Source organism: Arthrobacter sp. P4_H3 (genome assembly GCF_056400885.1).
On record NZ_JBFUKK010000038.1, the window covers coordinates 1 to 18,170 of the forward strand.

An 18,170-nucleotide genomic window follows, 5' to 3' on the forward strand; every position below is an offset into this window, starting at 1 on the left:
GCGGCGGGACCAGCGCACGGCGGTAGGCACGGAGACGTTGAACCGTTCCGCGGCCCGGCGCAACGGCCACCCGTCCACCACGATGCAGCGGGCCAGCTGCAGACGCCCCGAATAGGCCAGAAACGCGTTACGGTGGGACACGAGGACCTCCTGGTTTGTGTTTGCTCTCGACAAGCACCACACAACACCCGGAGGTCCTCTTATTGCGTCAAATCAGTCCCCGTGTCATCAACCTGCCGGGACAGTACAGCTAGCTCGCCCATTGGCGGAGGGGCCGCCCGTTAGGTGCCTGACCCACGCGGACTTAACACTGAACAAAGCTCTGCCCGCGACACGTAAAATGGGCTGGTGACCACTTCCCCGGACAGCCCCGCACAGACCACCACGACGGCTATCAGCTACCGCACCATTGATTTGCGCGGCCAGCGGCTCTCCCTGGCCGGGCTCCGCGCTGCTGTTCCCCGCGCCCGGCACCAGACCATGGCGGACGCCGAGCAGAAGGTCACGGACATCATCACCGCGGTCCGCACCCGGGGCTTCGCTGCGTTGAGCGAGCTCGCGAAGGCGTTCGACGGCGTCGAGCAGGAACACCCCAGGGTGCCCGCCGCCGCGCTGCGCGCGGCACTGGAGAACCTCGATCCCGCAGTCCGGGCCGCCCTGGAAGAATCCATCCGCCGCGCACGCAGGTTTGCCGACAGCCAGCGGCCCGCAAACATCGACGTCGAACTGGGCGAAGGCGCCGTCGTCAGCCAGAACTGGGTGCCGGTGGGCCGCGTGGGGCTTTACGTCCCCGGCGGCCTGGCGGTCTACCCGTCGTCGGTCATTATGAACGTAGTCCCCGCGCTGGCGGCCGGCGTTGCATCCATTGCGTTGGCGTCGCCGCCCCAGAAGGACTTCGGCGGACTCCCGCACCCCACCATCCTGGCCGCTGCTGCGCTGCTTGGCATCGAGGAGGTGTACGCCATCGGAGGCGCCCAGGCCATCGCGGCGTTCGCCTACGGTGTTCCTGCGGAGGACCCGGAGGCAGCCCTGGATCCGGTGGATGTGGTGACCGGGCCGGGCAACATATTCGTGGCCACGGCCAAGCGGCTCGTCAAGGGTGTGGTCGGCATCGATTCCGAGGCCGGCACCACGGAAATCGCCATCCTGGCGGACAGCGGGGCCCGTCCGTCGCTGGTCGCGGCCGACCTGATCAGCCAGGCTGAACACGACCCGAAGGCGGCGTCGGTCCTCATCACCGATTCCGAAGCCCTCGCCGAGGCCGTCCGCGCGGAACTCGAGGTGCAGGCGGGACTCACCAAGCACTCCGACCGGGTGCGGGAGGCCTTGTCGGGCCCCCAGTCGGGCGTGGTGCTGGTTGACGACCTGGAACAGGGAATCGCTGCCTGCGATGCCTACGCCGCGGAGCACCTCGAGATCATGACGGCGGACGCGCCGGCTGTGGCGGCACGCATCCGCAACGCGGGAGCGATCTTCGTGGGGGACTACAGCCCCGTGAGCCTGGGGGATTACTGCGCCGGCTCCAACCACGTTCTGCCCACCAGCGGCACGGCTGCTTTCTCTTCCGGCCTGAACGTCACCACGTTCCTTCGCGCCATCCAAGTGGTCAACTACAGCAAGTCGGCCCTCGAAAAGGTCAGCGGGCACATCGTCAGCCTCTCCGGGGCAGAGGACCTTCCGGCCCACGGCGAGGCCGTGACGGCACGGTTCGCCGGCGACGCTTAACCACTACATGTAGTAATTACAGGCTTGTTATTCAGCTACATCTAGTCGTAAACTGAGGCTGGAAGAATGTATTCCGGCCAATCGAAGTTCGGCAGGGGAAGGAAACAACGTGTATTGTCCGTTTTGCCGCAACCCTGATTCCCGCGTCGTGGACAGCCGGATGGCCGACGACGGTTCCGCCATCCGCCGCCGCCGGCAGTGCCCGGAATGCGGCCGCCGGTTCACGACGGTGGAAACCACCAGCCTCACCGTCATCAAACGCTCCGGCGTTGGCGAACCATTTAGCCGGAGCAAAGTGATCAACGGGGTCCGGAAAGCGTGCCAGGGCCGGCCCGTGACCGAAGACGACCTCGCCATGCTGGCGCAGGAGGTCGAGGAAACCATCCGGGCCTCCGGCGCCGCGGAAATCGACGCCCACGAGGTGGGCCTGGCCATCCTCAGCCCGCTCCAGAAACTGGACGAAGTCGCCTACCTCCGCTTTGCGAGTGTGTACCAGGCCTTCGAATCCCTGGAGGACTTTGAGACGGCCATCTCTATCCTTCGCCATGAAGCGGAAGTTGAAGCGAAGGCCAAGGGCAAGAACTCCGAGAAGAGCCCGCTCTAGACTCCGGTGGTGGCAGCGGAGGGGAAGCCGACGCCACCACCGGCACCACCCCCACAGGGAACGGACGCTGTCAGCGGCCGCCGGCAACAGGCAGTACGGCTCCCGTCACGTAGCCGGCTTCGCCTGACAACAGCCACATCACCGCCGCCGCCACCTCATCAGGCTCAGCGGCACGGCCCATGGGAATCGTCGGATTCAGGCGTTCCACCCGGTCAGGCATTCCCGCCGCCGCGTGCAGCCCGGTGTTGGTACTTCCGGGCGCGACGCTGTTGACGCGGATTCCCTGCGCGGCGACCTCCGAGGCCAGACCGACGGTCAACACATCCACGGCTCCCTTGGACGCGGCGTAGTGCGCCCAAGTGCCAGGGGACCCGGCTTTTGTGGCAGTGGATGAAATGTTCACGATGGACCCACCGGGCCCGCCCGTGCCGGTGCTGAGTCTTCGCACGGCTTCCTGGCAGACGTAGATGAGACCGGAGACGTTGACGTCCATGACGCGGCGGACCGTGGCCGCCGGCACGTCCGCGAGATTACCGATCAGGTTGCCCGTGATACCGGCATTATTAATGACGGCGGTAACGGGGCCCAGGCCGGCGGCCCGGTCAAACATCGGTCCAACGGCTGCCGGATCGCTGACATCTGCCTGGTGGGCCAGCGCATCCCCGCCGCCCCCTCGGATTTCCCGCACCACGGACGCGGCGCCGGCGGCGTCGGCAGAGTAGTTGACCAGCACGGCGTATCCGGCTTCCGCCGCGCGGAGGGCGATCGCGGCGCCGATTCCCCGGCTTGCCCCGGTGACAATGGCAACACCCCTGCCTGCGGCAACCACGGAATCGGCGCCCGGCCTATTTGGCCAGTTTGTGCGTCAGTGCAACCTCGATCGCGGCGCCGACAATCCCGGCGTCGTTCTTGAGTTCGGCCGGCACAATCGGCGTACGCAGTTTCATGTGCGGCAGGTACTCGTCGGCGCGCTTGGAAATGCCGCCGCCGACGATGAACAGTTCAGGGGAGAAGAGGAACTCGACGTGGGAGAAGTAGCGCTGCAGGAGCACGCTGTATTCGGTCCAGCTCAGGCCGTCCCGCTCACGGGCCACGGCGGACGCCTTGCTCTCCGCGTCAAAACCGTCAATTTCGAGGTGTCCGAGTTCGGCGTTCGGGACCAGCTTGCCGTTGAAGATGAAGGCGGAACCGATGCCTGTTCCGAGCGTAATCACGAGGACCGTGCCCGAGACGCCCTCTCCGGCGCCGTAGCGGGCTTCGGCGAGGCCGGCGGCGTCGGCGTCGTTGATGACCTCGACCGGGCGGCCCAGGCGCTTCGTCAGCAGGGCGTCAATGTCCGTGTTGAGCCAGGACTTGTCCACGTTGGCGGCAGAGTGAACCACGCCGTGCTGGATGATGCCCGGGAAGGTGACGCCGATCGGGGAATCCAGGGCAGGAGCGTCCTGCCGTGCGTTGAGCTCCTCGACGACCGAGGCCACCGTTTCGGCAACGGACTCCGGCGTGGCAGGCTGCGGCGTAGGAACGCGGAAGCGGTCCCCAACGAGCTTGCCCTTCTTGAGGTCGACAATGCCGCCCTTGATTCCGGTGCCGCCGATGTCAATGCCGATCAGCGGGGCGTTCTTGGTTGACTTGTCGTCCTTCTTGGCCAATGTAATTCCGTTCGTGGCTGGTGTCGGGCAGTGGGCGTAGCGGGTAAAGGTGCCGGTGTGGGGCCGGCGGTAAATCAGGGCAGAGTGAGGATCTCGGCGCCGGACTCGGTGACCAGCAGGGTGTGCTCGAACTGGGCCGTGCGCTTGCGGTCCCGGGTCACCACGGTCCAGTCGTCAGCCCACATGTCCCACTCGACTGTTCCCAGCGTCAGCATCGGTTCAATGGTGAACACCATGCCCGCTTCCATGACCGTGTTGTACGCGGGAGCTGCGTCGTAATGCGGAATGATCAGGCCGGTGTGAAACGCCTCGCCCACACCGTGGCCGGTGAAATCCCGGACAACACCGTAGCCGAAACGTTTGGCGTAGGACTGGATGGCGCGGCCGATGACGTTAATTTCGCGCCCTGGAGCAACAGCTTTGATGGCACGGTTGAGCGATTCCTGGGTGCGCTCCACGAGGAGCCGCGATTCTTCGTCGACGTCGCCTACCAGGAAGGTGAAGTTGGTGTCGCCATGGACGCCGCCGATGAAGGCGGTGATGTCGATGTTCAGGATGTCGCCGTCCTGGACCACGGTGCTGTCGGGTATGCCGTGGCAGATCACTTCGTTCAGTGACGAGCACAGCGATTTGGGGAAGCCCCGGTAGCCCAGGGTTGAGGGATACGCGTGGTGGTCAAGCAGGAACTCGTGGCCGATCCTGTCCAACTGGTCCGTCGTGACGCCGGGCCGGATGTGTTTGCCGACCTCCACGATGGCCTGGGCCGCGATCCGGCTGGCGACCCTGATCTTCCTGATGGTCTCGGCGGACTTTACTTCCGAGCCGGTGAACTTCTCCGGACCGGGCTTGCCCACGTACTCGGGGCGGGGAATTGATGCCGGGACCGGCAGCTGCGGGCTGACGGTTCCGGGGACCAGCGTGCCGGTGGGTGCAGTCGAGGCAAGAGAAGGCATAGATTGATCATATAAGGCGGCATGGAAGCCCATGTAACGGAAAGTCCCATCGGAACCCGATGGAGCTTTACGTTACGTGGATCACTCTCGGCAGGCAGGGAGCCTGCAGAATGCGAGGAGCAGCGATGACCGAGTACTGGTACAACGTCAAAACCCACGAGGTGGAAGAAGACGCCATGTCCGACTGGACCCAGCTGATCGGACCGTACAAGACGCGCGCGGAAGCCGAGCATGCCCTGGAGAAAGTCAAGGCACGCAATGAAGCCTGGGAAAAGGGCGACGAGGATTAGGCTGCGCTGGCAGCCCGCACCCCGAACCGCCTGCCCGATAGGGGTTGAGGGGCCGGAGGCCGGCTAGAACGAGTGCTCGGGGCCGGGGAACTGGCCCGTCCGGACGTCGTCGCCATAAGCCTTCGCCGCGTTGCTCAGTGATGTGCGCAGGTCGGCATACTGCTTGACGAACTTGGCCATCTTGCCGCCGCGAAGCCCGGCCATGTCCTGCCAGACCAACACCTGGCCCGTGGTGGTGTTGCCGGCACCGATGCCGACGGTCGGAACGGAAATTGCAGCGTCGACGGCGGCGGCGGTGGTGGCCGGAACCATCTCCATCAGCACGCTGAAGGCGCCGGCGTCAGCGAGGGCCACGGCGTCGTCGATTAGCCGCTGTGCATCGTCGCCGCGGCCCTGGACCCGGTAACCGCCCAGGGAATGCTCGCTCTGCGGCGTGAAGCCGATGTGCGCCATGACCGGAATGCCGGCCTGGACCATGGCCCGGACGGTGTCCGCATAGAACTTGCCGCCTTCAATCTTCACGGCATGCGCGAGGCCTTCTTTCAGGAAGCGGACGCCGGTGGCGACTGCCTGCTCGGCTGACACCTCGTAGCTTCCAAAGGGAAGGTCCGCGACCACCAGGGCCCGCTTGGCCGACCGTGCAACGGCCCGGCATAGCGGCAGCAGCTCGTCCACGGTGACCGGGAGGCTGGTTTCGTTGCCGAACACGTTGTTGGAGGCGGAGTCGCCGACCAGGAGCACCTCGATGCCCGCTTCATCGAAGATCTCGGCCGTGTACTGCTCGTAAGCCGTGAGCATCGCAAAGTGCTCACCGTTTTCCTTGGCCTGCTGCAGGTGGTGGGTCCGGATTCGGGCCGCCGGCTTCCTGCCGGTGGCCGGCGCCGTTGCGGCCGGCTGGGCGGGGCCGTTGCCGTAGGGAGCAGGTACTTCAGCGGACATGCTGGAATCGGAACTGTTGCTTGTGGCCATGGCTAGAGCGTAATGCGGTACTGTGCGTCCTAGCTACCGGGCGGCCCGCCGTTGTCGGTGAATCGCGTCACAAAGTGGTGAGCTGACGGCTCCCTCGCGCCGTCCTGAGGTGCCGGTACGGGGCAATTGCCCGGTGCTACGGGACACTGCTCGTGTTAACGCTGTGTTACGCGGACCTCCGGCTCCAACATTCAGCGGAAATGCTTAGTAAAGTGAATCGTGAGCTGCCGCCGGCTCTAAGGAATACGGACCCGGGGCTTCAAAAAGTTGATCCGGAGAAGAGGCCATAATGGACCGCCAGCAAGAGTTTGTCCTGCGGACGATCGAAGAGCGCGACGTGCGGTTCGTGCGTCTGTGGTTCACGGATGTCGTGGGTTCACTCAAGTCTGTTGCGCTTGCCCCTGCCGAAGTCGAGGGTGCCTTCGAGGAGGGCCTGGGCTTTGACGGCTCCGCGATTGAGGGCCTGGCCCGCGTGTTCGAATCGGACATGCTGGCGCAGCCGGATCCCTCGACGTTCCAGATCCTGCCGTGGCGCGGGGAAACGGAACAGACCTCGCGTATGTACTGCGACATTCTGACGCCGGACGGCGAGCCCTCGGCCGCCGACCCCCGCAACGTGCTCAAGCGCACCCTGGCAAAAGCCGCGGACATGGGCTTTACCTGCTACACGCATCCCGAGATCGAGTTCTACCTGCTGAAGTCGCAGGAGCCCGGTCCGGACGGTTCGCCCATCCCCGTGGACGAGGGCGGCTACTTCGACCACGTCCCGGGCGGCGTCGCGCAGGATTTCCGGCGCACCGCAGTCACCATGCTGGAGTCCGTGGGCATCTCCGTGGAGTTCAGCCACCATGAAGCCGGTCCCGGCCAGAACGAGATCGACCTCCGGTACGCCGACGCCCTGCAGACCGCGGACAACATCATGACGTTCCGCACCGTCATCAAGGAAGTGGCGCTGCAGCAGGGCACGTACGCCACCTTCATGCCCAAGCCGTTCACGGCCCACCCCGGCTCCGGCATGCACACGCACTTCTCGCTCTTTGAAGGCGACACCAACGCCTTCTACGAAGCCGGTGCGGAGTTCCAGCTGTCCAAGACGGCCAAGCAGTTCATCGCCGGCATCCTCAAGCACGCCCCCGAATTCACGGCCGTGACCAACCAGTTCGTGAACTCCTACAAGCGGCTCTGGGGCGGCGGCGAAGCCCCGAGCTACCTGAGCTGGGGCCACAACAACCGCTCCGCCCTGGTCCGCGTCCCGCTGTACAAGCCGGGCAAGGGCCAGTCCGCCCGCATCGAGTACCGCGGCATCGACTCCGCAGCCAACCCCTACCTCGCCTACGCCGTGCTGCTTGGCGCCGGGCTCAAGGGCATCGAAGAAGGCTACGAAATCCCCGCCGCAGCCGAAGATGACATCTGGTCGCTGAGCTCGGCCGAGCGCCGCGCCATGGGCCACGATCCGCTGCCCGCAAGCCTGCACGACGCCATCCGGGCCATGGAGGATTCCGAACTCATGCCGCAAATCCTCGGTGAGCAGGTCTTTGAGTACTTCCTGCGCAACAAGCGTGCCGAATGGCAGGACTACCGTCTCCAGGTCACGCCCTACGAGCTGCAGCGTAATCTCGGCATCCTCTAGGCGGCCGCGGTGAGCCTTGCCCGTCGCCTCATCTCCGCCGGTTTCAGCGACCTGGAAAAGGGGGAGCGGTTCCTCGCTGCCCGCGAACTGGAAGGAATCGACCAGGAGGCACTGTTCGCGGGCTTCCACCTGGCCGCCAGCCCGGACACGGCGCTGCAGTCGCTGGTGCGTCTGATCGAAAAGCATCCCGACCTTCGGAAGCTCGCGGCGGCGGACATCGATACGAGCGAGCCGCTGTACCGGGTGCTGGGGGCCTCTGAGGCCCTGGGTGAATTCCTCATCCGCCATCCGGAACACCTGGACGCCTTCGACGTAGTGGCAAGCCCCGAGCCCGTCCCTGCCGACGCCGCGGAACTCCGCGCGCGCCTCCTGAGGTCCGTGCAGGCCGACCCGAAGGCGCGCAGGCCAGTGGCCGCGCTGTCCGGTCCGGACGCCTATGCGGCGCTGCGGACCGCTTACCGGCGCGGGGTGGTGGACCTGGCCGTCAAGGACCTGTGTGCCGCTGATCCCCTGGATTTCATGCCCGCGGCGGGTGCCGAACTGGCGGACCTCGCCGGAGCGGCGATCGAGGCGGCGCTGGCCGTCTCCCGCGCCGAAGCGGGGGAGCAGTTCTCGGCGTCGGAGGTCGCCGACGTCGGCCTGGCCGTCATCGGCATGGGCAAGTGCGGTGCCCGCGAACTTAACTACATTTCCGACGTCGACGTCATCTACGTGATCGAAGCGGACGAGCTGGATGATGCCCGCGCCAACACCATCGGTACGTCCCTCGCCACCGGTATCTCCCGGGCCATCATGTCGATCGGCCGGGAACCCGGCCTGTGGGAAGTGGATGCGAACCTGCGGCCCGAGGGCAAGTCCGGACCGCTGGTGCGGACCCTGGCGTCCCATCAGAGCTACTACGCACGGTGGGCTGAAAGCTGGGAGTTCCAGGCACTCCTGAAAGCCCGGACCATCGCCGGCGACGCAGAACTGGGCGCCCGGTACGAGGCCGCCGTCCTGCCCCTGATCTGGGGTTCGGCAAACCGGGAAGGATTCGTGGAATCGGTGCAGGCCATGCGCCGCCGGGTCACGGACAACATTCCCGCGGACGAGGAACAGCGGCAGATCAAGCTGGGCCGCGGCGGCCTGCGGGACGTCGAATTCACCGTGCAGCTGTTGCAGCTGGTGCACGGAAAGGCCGACGAATCCCTGCGCCACCGCGACACCACCTCGGCGATTGCCGCACTCTCAGCCGGCGGCTACATCGGACGGACGGACGCCGGGGAATTCGACCATGCCTACCGGTACCTGCGGCTCCTGGAGCACAGGATCCAGCTCTTCCAGCTGCGGCGCACGCACCTCATGCCGGTCAGGGACGAGGCCCTGCGTGCCCTCGCGAAGGCAGTGCTGGGCCCGTTCGCACGCGAACGGCCGCACCCCGATGCGCTGCTGGCAGCCTGGCAGAAGACAAAGCGGTCCGTCCGTGAACTGCACGAGCGCATTTTTTACCGGCCCCTGCTGAACACCGCAGCAAAGCTAAGCAGCGAAGATGCACGCCTGACCCCGGAGGCCGCCCAGGGCCGGCTGGCCGCCCTGGGCTACCTGGATCCGCAGGGAGCCATGCGGCACATCGAGGCGCTCACCGCCGGAGTAAGCCGGCGGGCGGCGCTGCAGCGCCAGCTCCTACCCATCCTGCTGGGGTGGCTCGCCGACGGGGTTGACCCCGACGCCGGCCTCCTGGGTTTCCGCCGCGTCAGCGAGGCGCTCGGAACAACACACTGGTATCTGGGAATGCTGCGGGACTCGACGGCCGCCGCCGAGCGGCTTTGCCATGTGCTCTCCAACTCCCGGCTGATCGCCGACCTCCTTGAGGTCTCCCCGGAATCCGTGGCCTGGCTGGGGACGGACAAGGACCTGGCCCCGCTGGAATTCGAGGCCCAGTGGCTGGAAATCACGTCGAAAATGTCGCGGCACGAGAACCCGGAAAGCGCCATGCGCCTCATCCGGCTGATCCGGCGGCGGGAAATCCTCAGGGTCGCCATTGCTGACAGTGCCGGCCTGCTGGACCAGGATCAGGTAGGGGCGGCCCTCGCAGACACGGACCGCGCCGCCGTCCTGGGCGCCCTGCGCGTGGCCGAAGGAATCGTGGCGGCATCGGGCCCGCTGAAGACAAGCGTCCTCGTGGTTGCCATGGGCCGGCAGGGCGGCCGCGAGATCGGCTACGGCTCGGATGCGGACGTGATGTACGTGTACCGCGGCCTGCCCGGCGTACCCGACGAAGAGGCGCAGAACCAGGCCGCCCAGATCGTGGGCCACATTTCGACCCTGCTGACCCAGCCGCTGAAGCCGGCCATTCTCGCCGAGCGTGTCTTGATGGTGGACGCCGATCTGCGCCCCGAAGGCAAAAGCGGCGCCATGGTCCGTTCCCTGGATTCGTACGCGGAGTATTACCGCAGATGGTCGCTCGTCTGGGAAGCGCAGGCACTGCTGCGTGCACTGCCCATCGCAGGGGACGACGAGCTGGCTGACGATTTCGTGGAGCTGATCGATCCGATCCGATATCCGGTGGAACTGTCGGAGAAGGATGTCCGGGAGATACGGCGAGTCAAGGCCAGGGTCGAATCAGAGCGCCTGCCCCGGGGAGCGGACTCCGCACGGCACCTCAAGCTGGGCCGCGGCGGCCTGAGCGACGTCGAGTGGCTCGTGCAGCTGTTGCAGCTGCAGCATGCGGGAAAGCACCCGGAACTGCGGACAACATCCACTGTGCCGGCTCTGGAAGCGGCAGCGTCACTGGGCTTCCTGGAGCCGGACGAGGCCGCGCTGCTGCTGCAGGCCTGGCGGCTGGCGAGCCGCATCAGATCAGCCAATGTCATCTGGACGGGCCGCGCCTCCGACGTCCTGCCGTCCTCCCGCCGGGACCTGGAAGCCGTGGCCCGCTGGTGCGGCTACCCGCCGGGCAACGCGGCAGCACTCGAAGAGGACTACCTGAGGCTCAGCAGGCGGGCCCGCGCGGTTTTCGAACGGGTTTTTTACGGCCAGTAGCCCTGCCTCGAGGCGCGTTGCGCCGGGGTGCCCGGGGGCTGACAGGCAACGGGCGCCGATGTTAGTTTGAGCGCATGGCCACGCAACTCTTTCTGAATCTTCCCGTCAAAGACCTGAACAGGTCGGTCGAGTTCTTCACTGCGCTCGGCTTTTCCTTCAACCCCGATTTCACCGACGAAAACGCCACCTGCATGATCGTTAATGACGGCGCCTACGTCATGCTGCTGGTGGAAGGCTATTTCAAGACGTTCATTTCCAAGGGCATAGCGGACACCGGCGGCACCGCCGAAGCAATCGTGGCATTCTCCGTTGACAGCCGCGAAGCCGTTGACGACACGATCCGGAAGGCCCTGACCTCTGGAGGCACCCCTGCGCAGGAAGCCCAGGACTACGGGTTTATGTACAACCACAGCTTCCAGGACCCGGACGGCCATCTCTGGGAGGTCTTCTGGATGGACCCTGCCGGACCGCCTGCTGACGCTCAGGCGCCGTAACCCCGGCACGCCAACCACCCACTACTGGCCCAAAGCACGACGCCGGCTGCCACCTTCCCAGGTGACGGCCGGCGTCGTGGTTTCTGGGTAGGCTCAGTCCATGCCTGATTCCGTGTGGCTCATCGCCCTGAAGAGTCTCGACGACGACGCCAAAGCCGTCAAACTCGGCGAAGTCGCCGAACTGGGACTCGCGGAAGGCCAGCAGGACTTCGCGGGGGATCCGCTGCGCATGATGCTCATAGCGCTGGAAGAGGACTCACGGTTTCCCTATGTGGTGGACGCCGGCGGAGAAGCCGTCGGTGTGTTCACGCTTCAACGCGGTGCGGCGTCCCTGGCGGGGTGGGACGACGACGACTCCGTCTGGCTGTTGCGGGGCTTCCTCATCGACCGCACCCGCCAGGGCCGGGGGCTTGGCACCCAGGCGGCTGCGGCTGCCGTCCGTGAAGCGGCCAGACTCACTGTCCGGCTGGGCGGGGGAGAGACCGGCGTCGTGCTGTCCGTGAATGAACGCAACCCGGCCGGGCAGGCCGCGTACCGGAAGGCCGGCTTCGAGGACCGCGGTCAGTACCTCGGCGGCGACGCCGGACCGCAGCGGACCATGTACCGGGCGTTCTGAGCGGGCACTTCCGTTCCACCGGCCGGCAGGCTGATTCTTTCCCGCCCGCATACGGGTGTGCTCCATGGGGTTGCTGTGACTGGAGGGGCACATGCTATCTTTAGTGCATCCTGAATGCATCTGTGATATGGGGAGCAGTAAATGTCACGCGCACAAAATAGCGGAGCGGGCCCATCAGCTGACTCCTCCACGCGCGTTTCACCCCGCCGGTTCGCACTCGCCTTCGTGGTATTCGGCACAGTCGGCTCGATCAGCGCCCGGGGCGCCACATTCCCTTCCCGCCTCCGGTCCGCCACCATGCGGGGCGCCGGCACCTAGCCTCCACAGGTCCGTGAATCCAGCTGCTTCGCGCGCTGGCAATGCCGAAACGTTTCCGGGATTTCGGCAGGTGCACGGACGGCACCGGAAATGGGAGACCCCCTGCAGGGCGGTCCTCCCAGGTTGCCTAAGCCCTTCATCACGAAAGTCACCATGCCTCTCTTTCAGCGATCCGCCGCCCTCGTTGCTGCCTTGCTTCTTTCGTCGGCCGTGCTGGCATACCTGCCGGCTTCACCAACCATGGCCGCCACGGCACCTTCACCCGGGAACGTCACTGTCGAGGAGGTCGAAGGGACCCCGCACGCCGCCCACGCTTCGGAAACGGCCGTTGCCCCCCTGCCGAAGGGCCAGGAACTCGGCACCGAGGCCCTGGAACTCCAAGGCGCCGCCGGCCTCACCAGGACCGGGGACATCAAGGTGGCCCTGGTAACGGTTCAATTGGCGGACAAGAGCGCCGCGGACACCAGCGGGATTTCCCTGGATGCGGCCCAAAACGGCATCACAGCTTCGAGCAACTACTGGAAGGCCATGTCCAACAACAGGCTTTCCATGTCGGTTGCCTCCGTCCGGACGGGCTTCAAGTCCTCGGCGACCTCCGGCCAGGATTACTATACGATCACCAACACGGTGACCCGCGAACTGGGCTGGGTCAGCAGTCCCTACACCGCTTTGGTGATCTACGTCCCTGTGCCCACTCTTTCGTGGGGCGCCCTGGGCTTCGGGGCAAGCAGTGACGGCACGAGCGGGCGTATTCTGATGCCCCTGCCCAGCAAGTTCACCAACAACGTGGTGGCCCATGAATTCGGACACGTCCTCGGCCTCATGCACGCCGACAGCCTGCAATGCGGCAGCGGCATCGCCGACGTCGGCCCCAGTCTCACGGGGGGATTTGCCGACACATCCTGCAGTATCCGCGAGTATGGCGATACGACCGATCTGATGGGCGCGGCGCAGTACAGCATTCCGGCCATCAGCTCCAGCTTCTGGGACCGCGGGGGATTCGGCCGAGGTGATGAGATCCTCAATGCCGGCCTGGTTTCGGGAATCACGAAATACACGCTGAAGGCCTGGGCCGGAAGCGAGGCCAACCGCGCAGTGAAGTTCACCGATCCGAAGAGCAAGGAGGTCTACTACCTGGAACTGCGCCTGCCTGTCGGCTACGACACATCGACCGCCGTCAACGGCAACAGGGGCGTCAAGATTGTCCAGTCAGGAGGAGCCACCGCCGCCAGTTCACTGATTCTCATGCCGTCTACCCTTCCTTTCCCGGGCTACTACGCGACCAACCAGACCTGGCAGGCGGGCCAGACCTTCACCACCTATACAGGCACGAGGGTGACGGTCGACTACGTGACCAGCACGTCAGCGGGCGTCACCATCAACGCCTCGCCGTTCGTTGACGCGTATCAGTCCGCATTCCAGACCCAGATCGACTGGATGTACTACCAAAAGTTGTCCACCGGCTGGGCCGACGGTACCTTCAGGCCGTTCACCACGATGTCCCGGGAGGCAATGGCTGCGTTTATGTACCGGCTTGCGGGTAGCCCGGACTTCACGCCGCCGGCCGTATCACCGTTTGACGACGTTCCGACCTCCCACGGTTTCTACCTTCAGATTGCGTGGATGAACTCCACCGGACTTTCCACGGGCTGGGCGGACAAAACCTACCGGCCTTATGAATCGATCACCCGCGAGGCAATGTCAGCGTTCATCAACCGCTACGCGGGGAAGCTCTGCCGCATTTCAGACGCGGACGTCGCTGCGCCCGCCGTTTCCCCCTTCGTTGACATGACGCCTGCGAGCGGCTTCTACCGGGAGATTTCCTGGATGAAGTCCGCCGAAATCTCAACCGGCTGGGCCGACGGCACCTACCGGCCGGCCGACGCTGTTACCCGCGAGCAGATGGCCGCTTTCATCTACCGTCTCGACAGTTACGTGGCAGCCAAGGGCGGCTGCGTGGCCTGACCCGGCCCGCCATAGCCGGAAGGGGACGGGGGCGGTCATAGGTACACACCTGTGACCGCCTCCGCCATTGCCGGGTCCGGGGCCTCCCACCTGTGACACAGAAAAGCCCGCATCTGCTATCGAAGCAGCAGATGCGGGCTTTCTGCGGACTAAACGCGGTTTAGGCCGGGGGTCTGACTAGACGCCGTAGTAGAGCTCGAACTCGTAGGGGTTCGGGCGCAGAGAGAGCGGCTTGATCTCGTTCTCGTACTTGTACTCGATCCAGGTGTCGATCAGGTCCTGGGTGAACACGCCGCCGGCCTGCAGGAACTCGTTGTCCTCGGCCAGTGCGTCCAGGGCCTCTTCGAGGGTGCCCGGAGCCTTGGGGATGTCCTTGGCTTCCTCGGCGGGGAGCTCGTAGAGGTCCTTGTCGATGGGGGCCGGCGGTTCGATGCGGTTGCGGATGCCGTCAATGCCGGCCATCAGCTGGGCAGCGAATGCCAGGTACGGGTTCGAGGAGGGGTCCGGAGCGCGGAACTCGATGCGCTTGGCCTTCGGGTTGGAACCCGTGATGGGGATACGGATACCGGCGGAGCGGTTGCCCTGCGAGTAAACCATGTTGACCGGAGCTTCGAAGCCCTTGACCAGGCGGCGGTAGGAGTTAACCGTCGGGTTGGTGAACGCGAGCACGGCGGAGGAGTGCTTCAGCAGGCCGCCGATGTACCAGCGGGCCATGTCGGACAGGCCGGCGTAACCCTTCTCGTCGTAGAACAGCGGCTCGCCGCCGTTCCACAGCGACTGGTGGCAGTGCATGCCGGAGCCGTTGTCGCCGAAGACGGGCTTCGGCATGAAGGTGACCGACTTGCCCCAGGCGTCAGCGGTGTTCTTGATGACGTACTTGAACTTCTGCAGGTCATCAGCAGCGTGGGTCAGCGTGGTGAACTTGTAGTTGATTTCAGCCTGGCCGGCGGAACCGACCTCGTGGTGGCTGCGCTCAACCTCAAGGCCGGCCTCGTCCAGGGCAACACACATGGCGTCGCGCAGGTCGGCCTGCTTGTCCGTGGGGGAAACCGGGAAGTAGCCGCCCTTGACGGGGGTCTTGTAGCCGAGGTTTCCGCCTTCTTCTTCGCGGCCGGTGTTCCAGTGCGCTTCTTCCGAGTCGATCTTGTAGAAGCTGCCCTGCGGGGAGGACTGGTACTGGACGTTGTCGAACACGAAGAACTCGGCCTCGGGTGCGAAGAATGCGGTGTCCGCAATGCCGGTGGACGCGAGGTAGGCTTCAGCCTTCTCGGCCACGCCGCGGGGGTCGCGGTGGTACGGGTCACCTGTGCGGGGGTTCACGATGGAGAAGTTCAGCGCGAGGGTCTTCTCCATGCGGAACGTGTCCAGGAACGCCGTGGTGACATCCGGGATGAGCTGCATGTCGGACTCAGCGATGCCCTGGAAACCGCGGATGGAGGAACCGTCGAAGAGCTGGCCATTGATGAAGAAGTCTGCATCAACGCTCTTTGCCGGCACGTTGAAGTGCTGCTGCACGCCAGGGAGATCGGTGAAGCGGATATCGACGAATTTAATATCTTCGTCCTTGATGAACTTGAGGACTTCGTCCGCAGTCTTGAACATCTATGCTCCTTACGCATATGTAATAACTGGCTTGAAAGCCATATGGTCCAGCGCAATCCGACGGCGCGAAAACACAAAAGTGCCCCCGCTCCCAGCTCGCTAGCAACTGTTACCACCCTAGGGACACGGGGTTTCCCGTCCGTGTCCGCTTTGTTTCCGGCAGGTTACATAACCGCCTGATATGTAAACGCTATACGGTGTCCACACTGTGGTCTATCCGCATCCATAGTGTGAACTTCACCCGGAACTTCACAGCGGTCATCCTGGTGGTCTTCCTGCAGAAGATAGTCTTGATACGTGGTTGATCGCAAAGACATAGGCTCGTGGCTCAGTGGGCCGGACACGTCCGGCATTTCCAAATATCCCGGGGAGCGACTCGGCCTGCCCGAGGCGGGACCCGGCTCCATGGCCCGGGCGGGGCGGCGGATCCTTGCCATCTGCGTCGACTGGGGCCTGGCGCTCCTGATCAGCAATTTCGCCTTCGGCGGCGACCCGTGGGCAACGCTGGCCGTGTTTGCGGCCGAACAGATCCTGCTCCTCGGAACCCTGGGCTACAGCATCGGCCACCGCCTCGCTGGAATCCATGTTGTCCGCCTGGGCGGCGCTCCGGCAGGACCGCTGGCCGCGCTCGTCCGCACCGTGCTCCTGTGCCTGGTCATCCCGGCGGTCATCTTTGACCCGGATCACCGGGGCCTGCACGACAAGGCGATGAACACCATCCTCATCCGGCTGTAGTCAGGCCGGGTGGACCGCAGCGGGTCAGACGTTGGCGGTCTCGCGCTCTGGGGCGGCGGAGTGTCCAATGCCGGCCGGGGTCAGATACCCGTGCTTGCCCGCCCAGCGTTCGAACAGGACGGTGGCGAACGGGAACACTGCGGAGAGCCCGGCGAGGAACGCCACCAGGAACGGCCACCGCTGCAGCCGCCAGAGAGCCAATGCCGCCACTCCGTAGGCGATGAACAGGGCCCCGTGAACCGGTCCGGCAATCTCCACGCCCAGCTCCGAGGTCCGGGCCACCCACTTGAAGTACATTCCGGTCAGGAGGGCTGCCCAGCTGAACGCTTCGGCTATGGCGAGTATCCGGAAGAGGCGGATGACGGCTGGTTTCGAGGGCAGTTTCACGGTTCTCCGTTTTCGCTCGTGACAGTGGTCGGCGGTGGTGGTTGGCCCAAAGCAAACGCCCCGGTTGCCGGCCGGATGGCCGGACGCCGGGGCGTTGACGGTGCTGTTAGCGGCCGCGGGCAGCTTTGCGGTCCGGCCGGGCTTTGTAGGGGTCGATGCCCTTGGGGATGGGCAGGCGGTTTCCCAGCGAGGAGATGCGCTTGGACACAGCGCTCACTTCGAGCTTGGTGAGTTCCTTGTCCAGCTTGTTCATCTTCTTGGCGACCTGGCTGAGGGGAACCTGGCCTTCACCGCGGCCCGTCTCGATGACGTGCACGGTGACGTTGGGCAGGATGCGCGCCAGGCGCTTGCGTTCCGCATCGACCAACGGCCTGACACGGTGCGTGGGGCCTTCGCTGACCAGGACGACGCCGGGACGGCCGATGGCGCGGAAGACGGCGTCCTGGGTGCGGGGATTGACGGCAACGGGCTGGTCTTCGGTGATCCAGCCGCGCTTCAGGGTGCCGAGGGCTGCGCCGGAGGCGCCGGGCTGGTTCTCGATCTGGGCAAACGCGGCCCGCTCAGCCCTGCGGGAGAGGATCAGGGTGGCGGCAAGAAGACCAAGCGGGATACCGATGATCAGGCCCGTGATCCAGTTTTCGAGCAGGTAGCCGACCAGGAAACTGACAGCCACGACGCCCAGGAAGGACAGCAGCATGAGCCAGAGCACCATGGGATCATGGCGCCGGGTCATCTGGAAGACTTCGTTGATCTGCTTCAGCCTGCTGGGCTTTTTGACCTTGGCTTCCTTCGGCTTGCGAGAGAAGAGGCCACGCTTCGGAGCGTCGGAGGCTGCCGGAGTCGGATTGCTGGAATCAGGGGAATTCGCCATAGTGCCTTAATTCTACGTGATTTATGCCTGAGGGCCGGACGCCGGAGTGCTCCGGTTCCGGCCCTCGGGCACGTTTGTTACGAAAGGTCCTAGGAGTGCGCTGCGATCAGGGAGCTGGCTTCCTGGCGGGTGGTGCCTGAGCTTTCGATGTGGGCGAGTTCTGCGGGGATTTCCCAGCCCTTTTTGCGCATTGCGGTGGCCCAGAGGCGTCCGGCGCGGTAGGAGGACCGGACGAGCGGGCCGGACATGACGCCGAGGAAGCCGATTTCCTCGGCCTCGGTGGCGAGGTCGACGAATTCCTGGGGCTTGACCCAGCGGTCCACCGGGAGGTGGCGTTCGGA

At 65.1% G+C, this 18,170-nt stretch carries 16 protein-coding genes and 2 pseudogenes; 9 read left to right on the forward strand and 9 right to left on the reverse strand.

What is annotated here, in order from left to right; translation table 11 throughout:
- A pseudogene (locus AC1DRE_RS24825) lies at positions 1–141 on the reverse strand (IS481 family transposase); the annotation flags it as partial.
- 207 nt (positions 142–348) lie between these two features.
- Between AC1DRE_RS24825 and hisD the strand changes: the two are divergent.
- Together hisD and nrdR are read left to right on the forward strand one after the other, a co-directional pair.
- Positions 349–1,725, forward strand: coding sequence for a histidinol dehydrogenase (gene hisD / locus AC1DRE_RS24830; RefSeq protein WP_476987128.1), 1,377 nt, complete (start codon positions 349–351; stop codon positions 1,723–1,725).
- Positions 1,726–1,834: 109 nt separating this feature from the next.
- Positions 1,835–2,329, forward strand: a complete 495-nt coding sequence (gene nrdR, locus AC1DRE_RS24835; protein WP_476987129.1) for a transcriptional regulator NrdR — start codon at positions 1,835–1,837, stop codon at positions 2,327–2,329.
- A gap of 70 nt (positions 2,330–2,399) precedes the next feature.
- Here nrdR and AC1DRE_RS24840 read toward each other — a convergent pair whose 3' ends face one another.
- The 3 genes from AC1DRE_RS24840 to map all read right to left on the reverse strand — a co-directional run bounded on the left by AC1DRE_RS24840 (position 2,400) and on the right by map (position 4,931).
- Positions 2,400–3,158 (reverse strand): SDR family oxidoreductase, encoded by a 759-nt coding sequence (locus tag AC1DRE_RS24840; RefSeq protein ID WP_476987130.1) that lies wholly within the window; start codon positions 3,156–3,158, stop codon positions 2,400–2,402.
- Positions 3,159–3,174: 16 nt separating this feature from the next.
- Positions 3,175–3,978, reverse strand: coding sequence for a polyphosphate--glucose phosphotransferase (gene ppgK, locus AC1DRE_RS24845; protein ID WP_476987131.1), 804 nt, complete (start codon positions 3,976–3,978; stop codon positions 3,175–3,177).
- Positions 3,979–4,052: 74 nt separating this feature from the next.
- Positions 4,053–4,931: a type I methionyl aminopeptidase gene (gene map, locus AC1DRE_RS24850; protein WP_476987132.1), complete on the reverse strand. Its 879-nt coding sequence runs from the start codon at positions 4,929–4,931 to the stop codon at positions 4,053–4,055.
- Positions 4,932–5,056: 125 nt separating this feature from the next.
- Here map and AC1DRE_RS24855 point away from each other — a divergent pair, with 125 nt between their 5' ends.
- On the forward strand, positions 5,057–5,221 hold the full coding sequence (locus tag AC1DRE_RS24855; RefSeq protein ID WP_146072382.1) for an SPOR domain-containing protein: 165 nt from the start codon (positions 5,057–5,059) through the stop codon (positions 5,219–5,221).
- A 63-nt stretch (positions 5,222–5,284) separates the two neighbouring features.
- On the opposite strand, the gene panB is transcribed toward AC1DRE_RS24855, so the two are convergent.
- Entirely contained in the window at positions 5,285–6,190 is a 906-nt protein-coding gene (gene panB / locus AC1DRE_RS24860) for a 3-methyl-2-oxobutanoate hydroxymethyltransferase (protein WP_476987133.1), read from the reverse strand.
- Positions 6,191–6,479: 289 nt separating this feature from the next.
- Here panB and glnA (AC1DRE_RS24865) point away from each other — a divergent pair, with 289 nt between their 5' ends.
- The 5 genes from glnA (AC1DRE_RS24865) to AC1DRE_RS24885 all read left to right on the forward strand — a co-directional run bounded on the left by glnA (AC1DRE_RS24865) (position 6,480) and on the right by AC1DRE_RS24885 (position 14,234).
- Complete coding sequence (gene glnA / locus AC1DRE_RS24865; protein ID WP_104175506.1) at positions 6,480–7,820, forward strand: type I glutamate--ammonia ligase; 1,341 nt, start codon at positions 6,480–6,482, stop codon at positions 7,818–7,820.
- 9 nt (positions 7,821–7,829) lie between these two features.
- Positions 7,830–10,841 carry a bifunctional [glutamine synthetase] adenylyltransferase/[glutamine synthetase]-adenylyl-L-tyrosine phosphorylase gene (locus AC1DRE_RS24870; RefSeq protein ID WP_476987134.1) on the forward strand — a complete coding sequence of 1,004 codons (3,012 nt, stop codon included), beginning with the start codon at positions 7,830–7,832 and terminating at the stop codon, positions 10,839–10,841.
- 74 nt (positions 10,842–10,915) lie between these two features.
- Complete coding sequence (locus AC1DRE_RS24875; protein ID WP_364128676.1) at positions 10,916–11,335, forward strand: VOC family protein; 420 nt, start codon at positions 10,916–10,918, stop codon at positions 11,333–11,335.
- Between the two features lie 100 nt (positions 11,336–11,435).
- Positions 11,436–11,951, forward strand: a complete 516-nt coding sequence (locus AC1DRE_RS24880) for a GNAT family N-acetyltransferase (RefSeq protein WP_476987135.1) — start codon at positions 11,436–11,438, stop codon at positions 11,949–11,951.
- A 471-nt stretch (positions 11,952–12,422) separates the two neighbouring features.
- Positions 12,423–14,234 (forward strand): S-layer homology domain-containing protein, encoded by a 1,812-nt coding sequence (locus tag AC1DRE_RS24885; protein WP_476987136.1) that lies wholly within the window; start codon positions 12,423–12,425, stop codon positions 14,232–14,234.
- 177 nt (positions 14,235–14,411) lie between these two features.
- Here the strand turns inward: AC1DRE_RS24885 and glnA (AC1DRE_RS24890) are convergent, their stop codons facing one another.
- Complete coding sequence (gene glnA, locus AC1DRE_RS24890) at positions 14,412–15,836, reverse strand: type I glutamate--ammonia ligase (protein WP_104175526.1); 1,425 nt, start codon at positions 15,834–15,836, stop codon at positions 14,412–14,414.
- Between the two features lie 297 nt (positions 15,837–16,133).
- On the opposite strand from glnA (AC1DRE_RS24890), the gene AC1DRE_RS24895 reads away from it, so the two are divergent.
- Positions 16,134–16,571: an RDD family protein gene (locus AC1DRE_RS24895; protein ID WP_476987137.1), complete on the forward strand. Its 438-nt coding sequence runs from the start codon at positions 16,134–16,136 to the stop codon at positions 16,569–16,571.
- A gap of 24 nt (positions 16,572–16,595) precedes the next feature.
- Here the strand turns inward: AC1DRE_RS24895 and AC1DRE_RS24900 are convergent, their stop codons facing one another.
- The 3 genes and pseudogenes from AC1DRE_RS24900 to AC1DRE_RS24910 form a co-directional block, all read right to left on the reverse strand.
- Complete coding sequence (locus AC1DRE_RS24900; RefSeq protein WP_476987138.1) at positions 16,596–16,958, reverse strand: DUF3817 domain-containing protein; 363 nt, start codon at positions 16,956–16,958, stop codon at positions 16,596–16,598.
- A gap of 106 nt (positions 16,959–17,064) precedes the next feature.
- Entirely contained in the window at positions 17,065–17,829 is a 765-nt protein-coding gene (locus tag AC1DRE_RS24905) for a DUF4191 domain-containing protein (protein ID WP_476987139.1), read from the reverse strand.
- Between the two features lie 89 nt (positions 17,830–17,918).
- A pseudogene (locus tag AC1DRE_RS24910) lies at positions 17,919–18,170 on the reverse strand (lipoyl synthase); the annotation flags it as partial.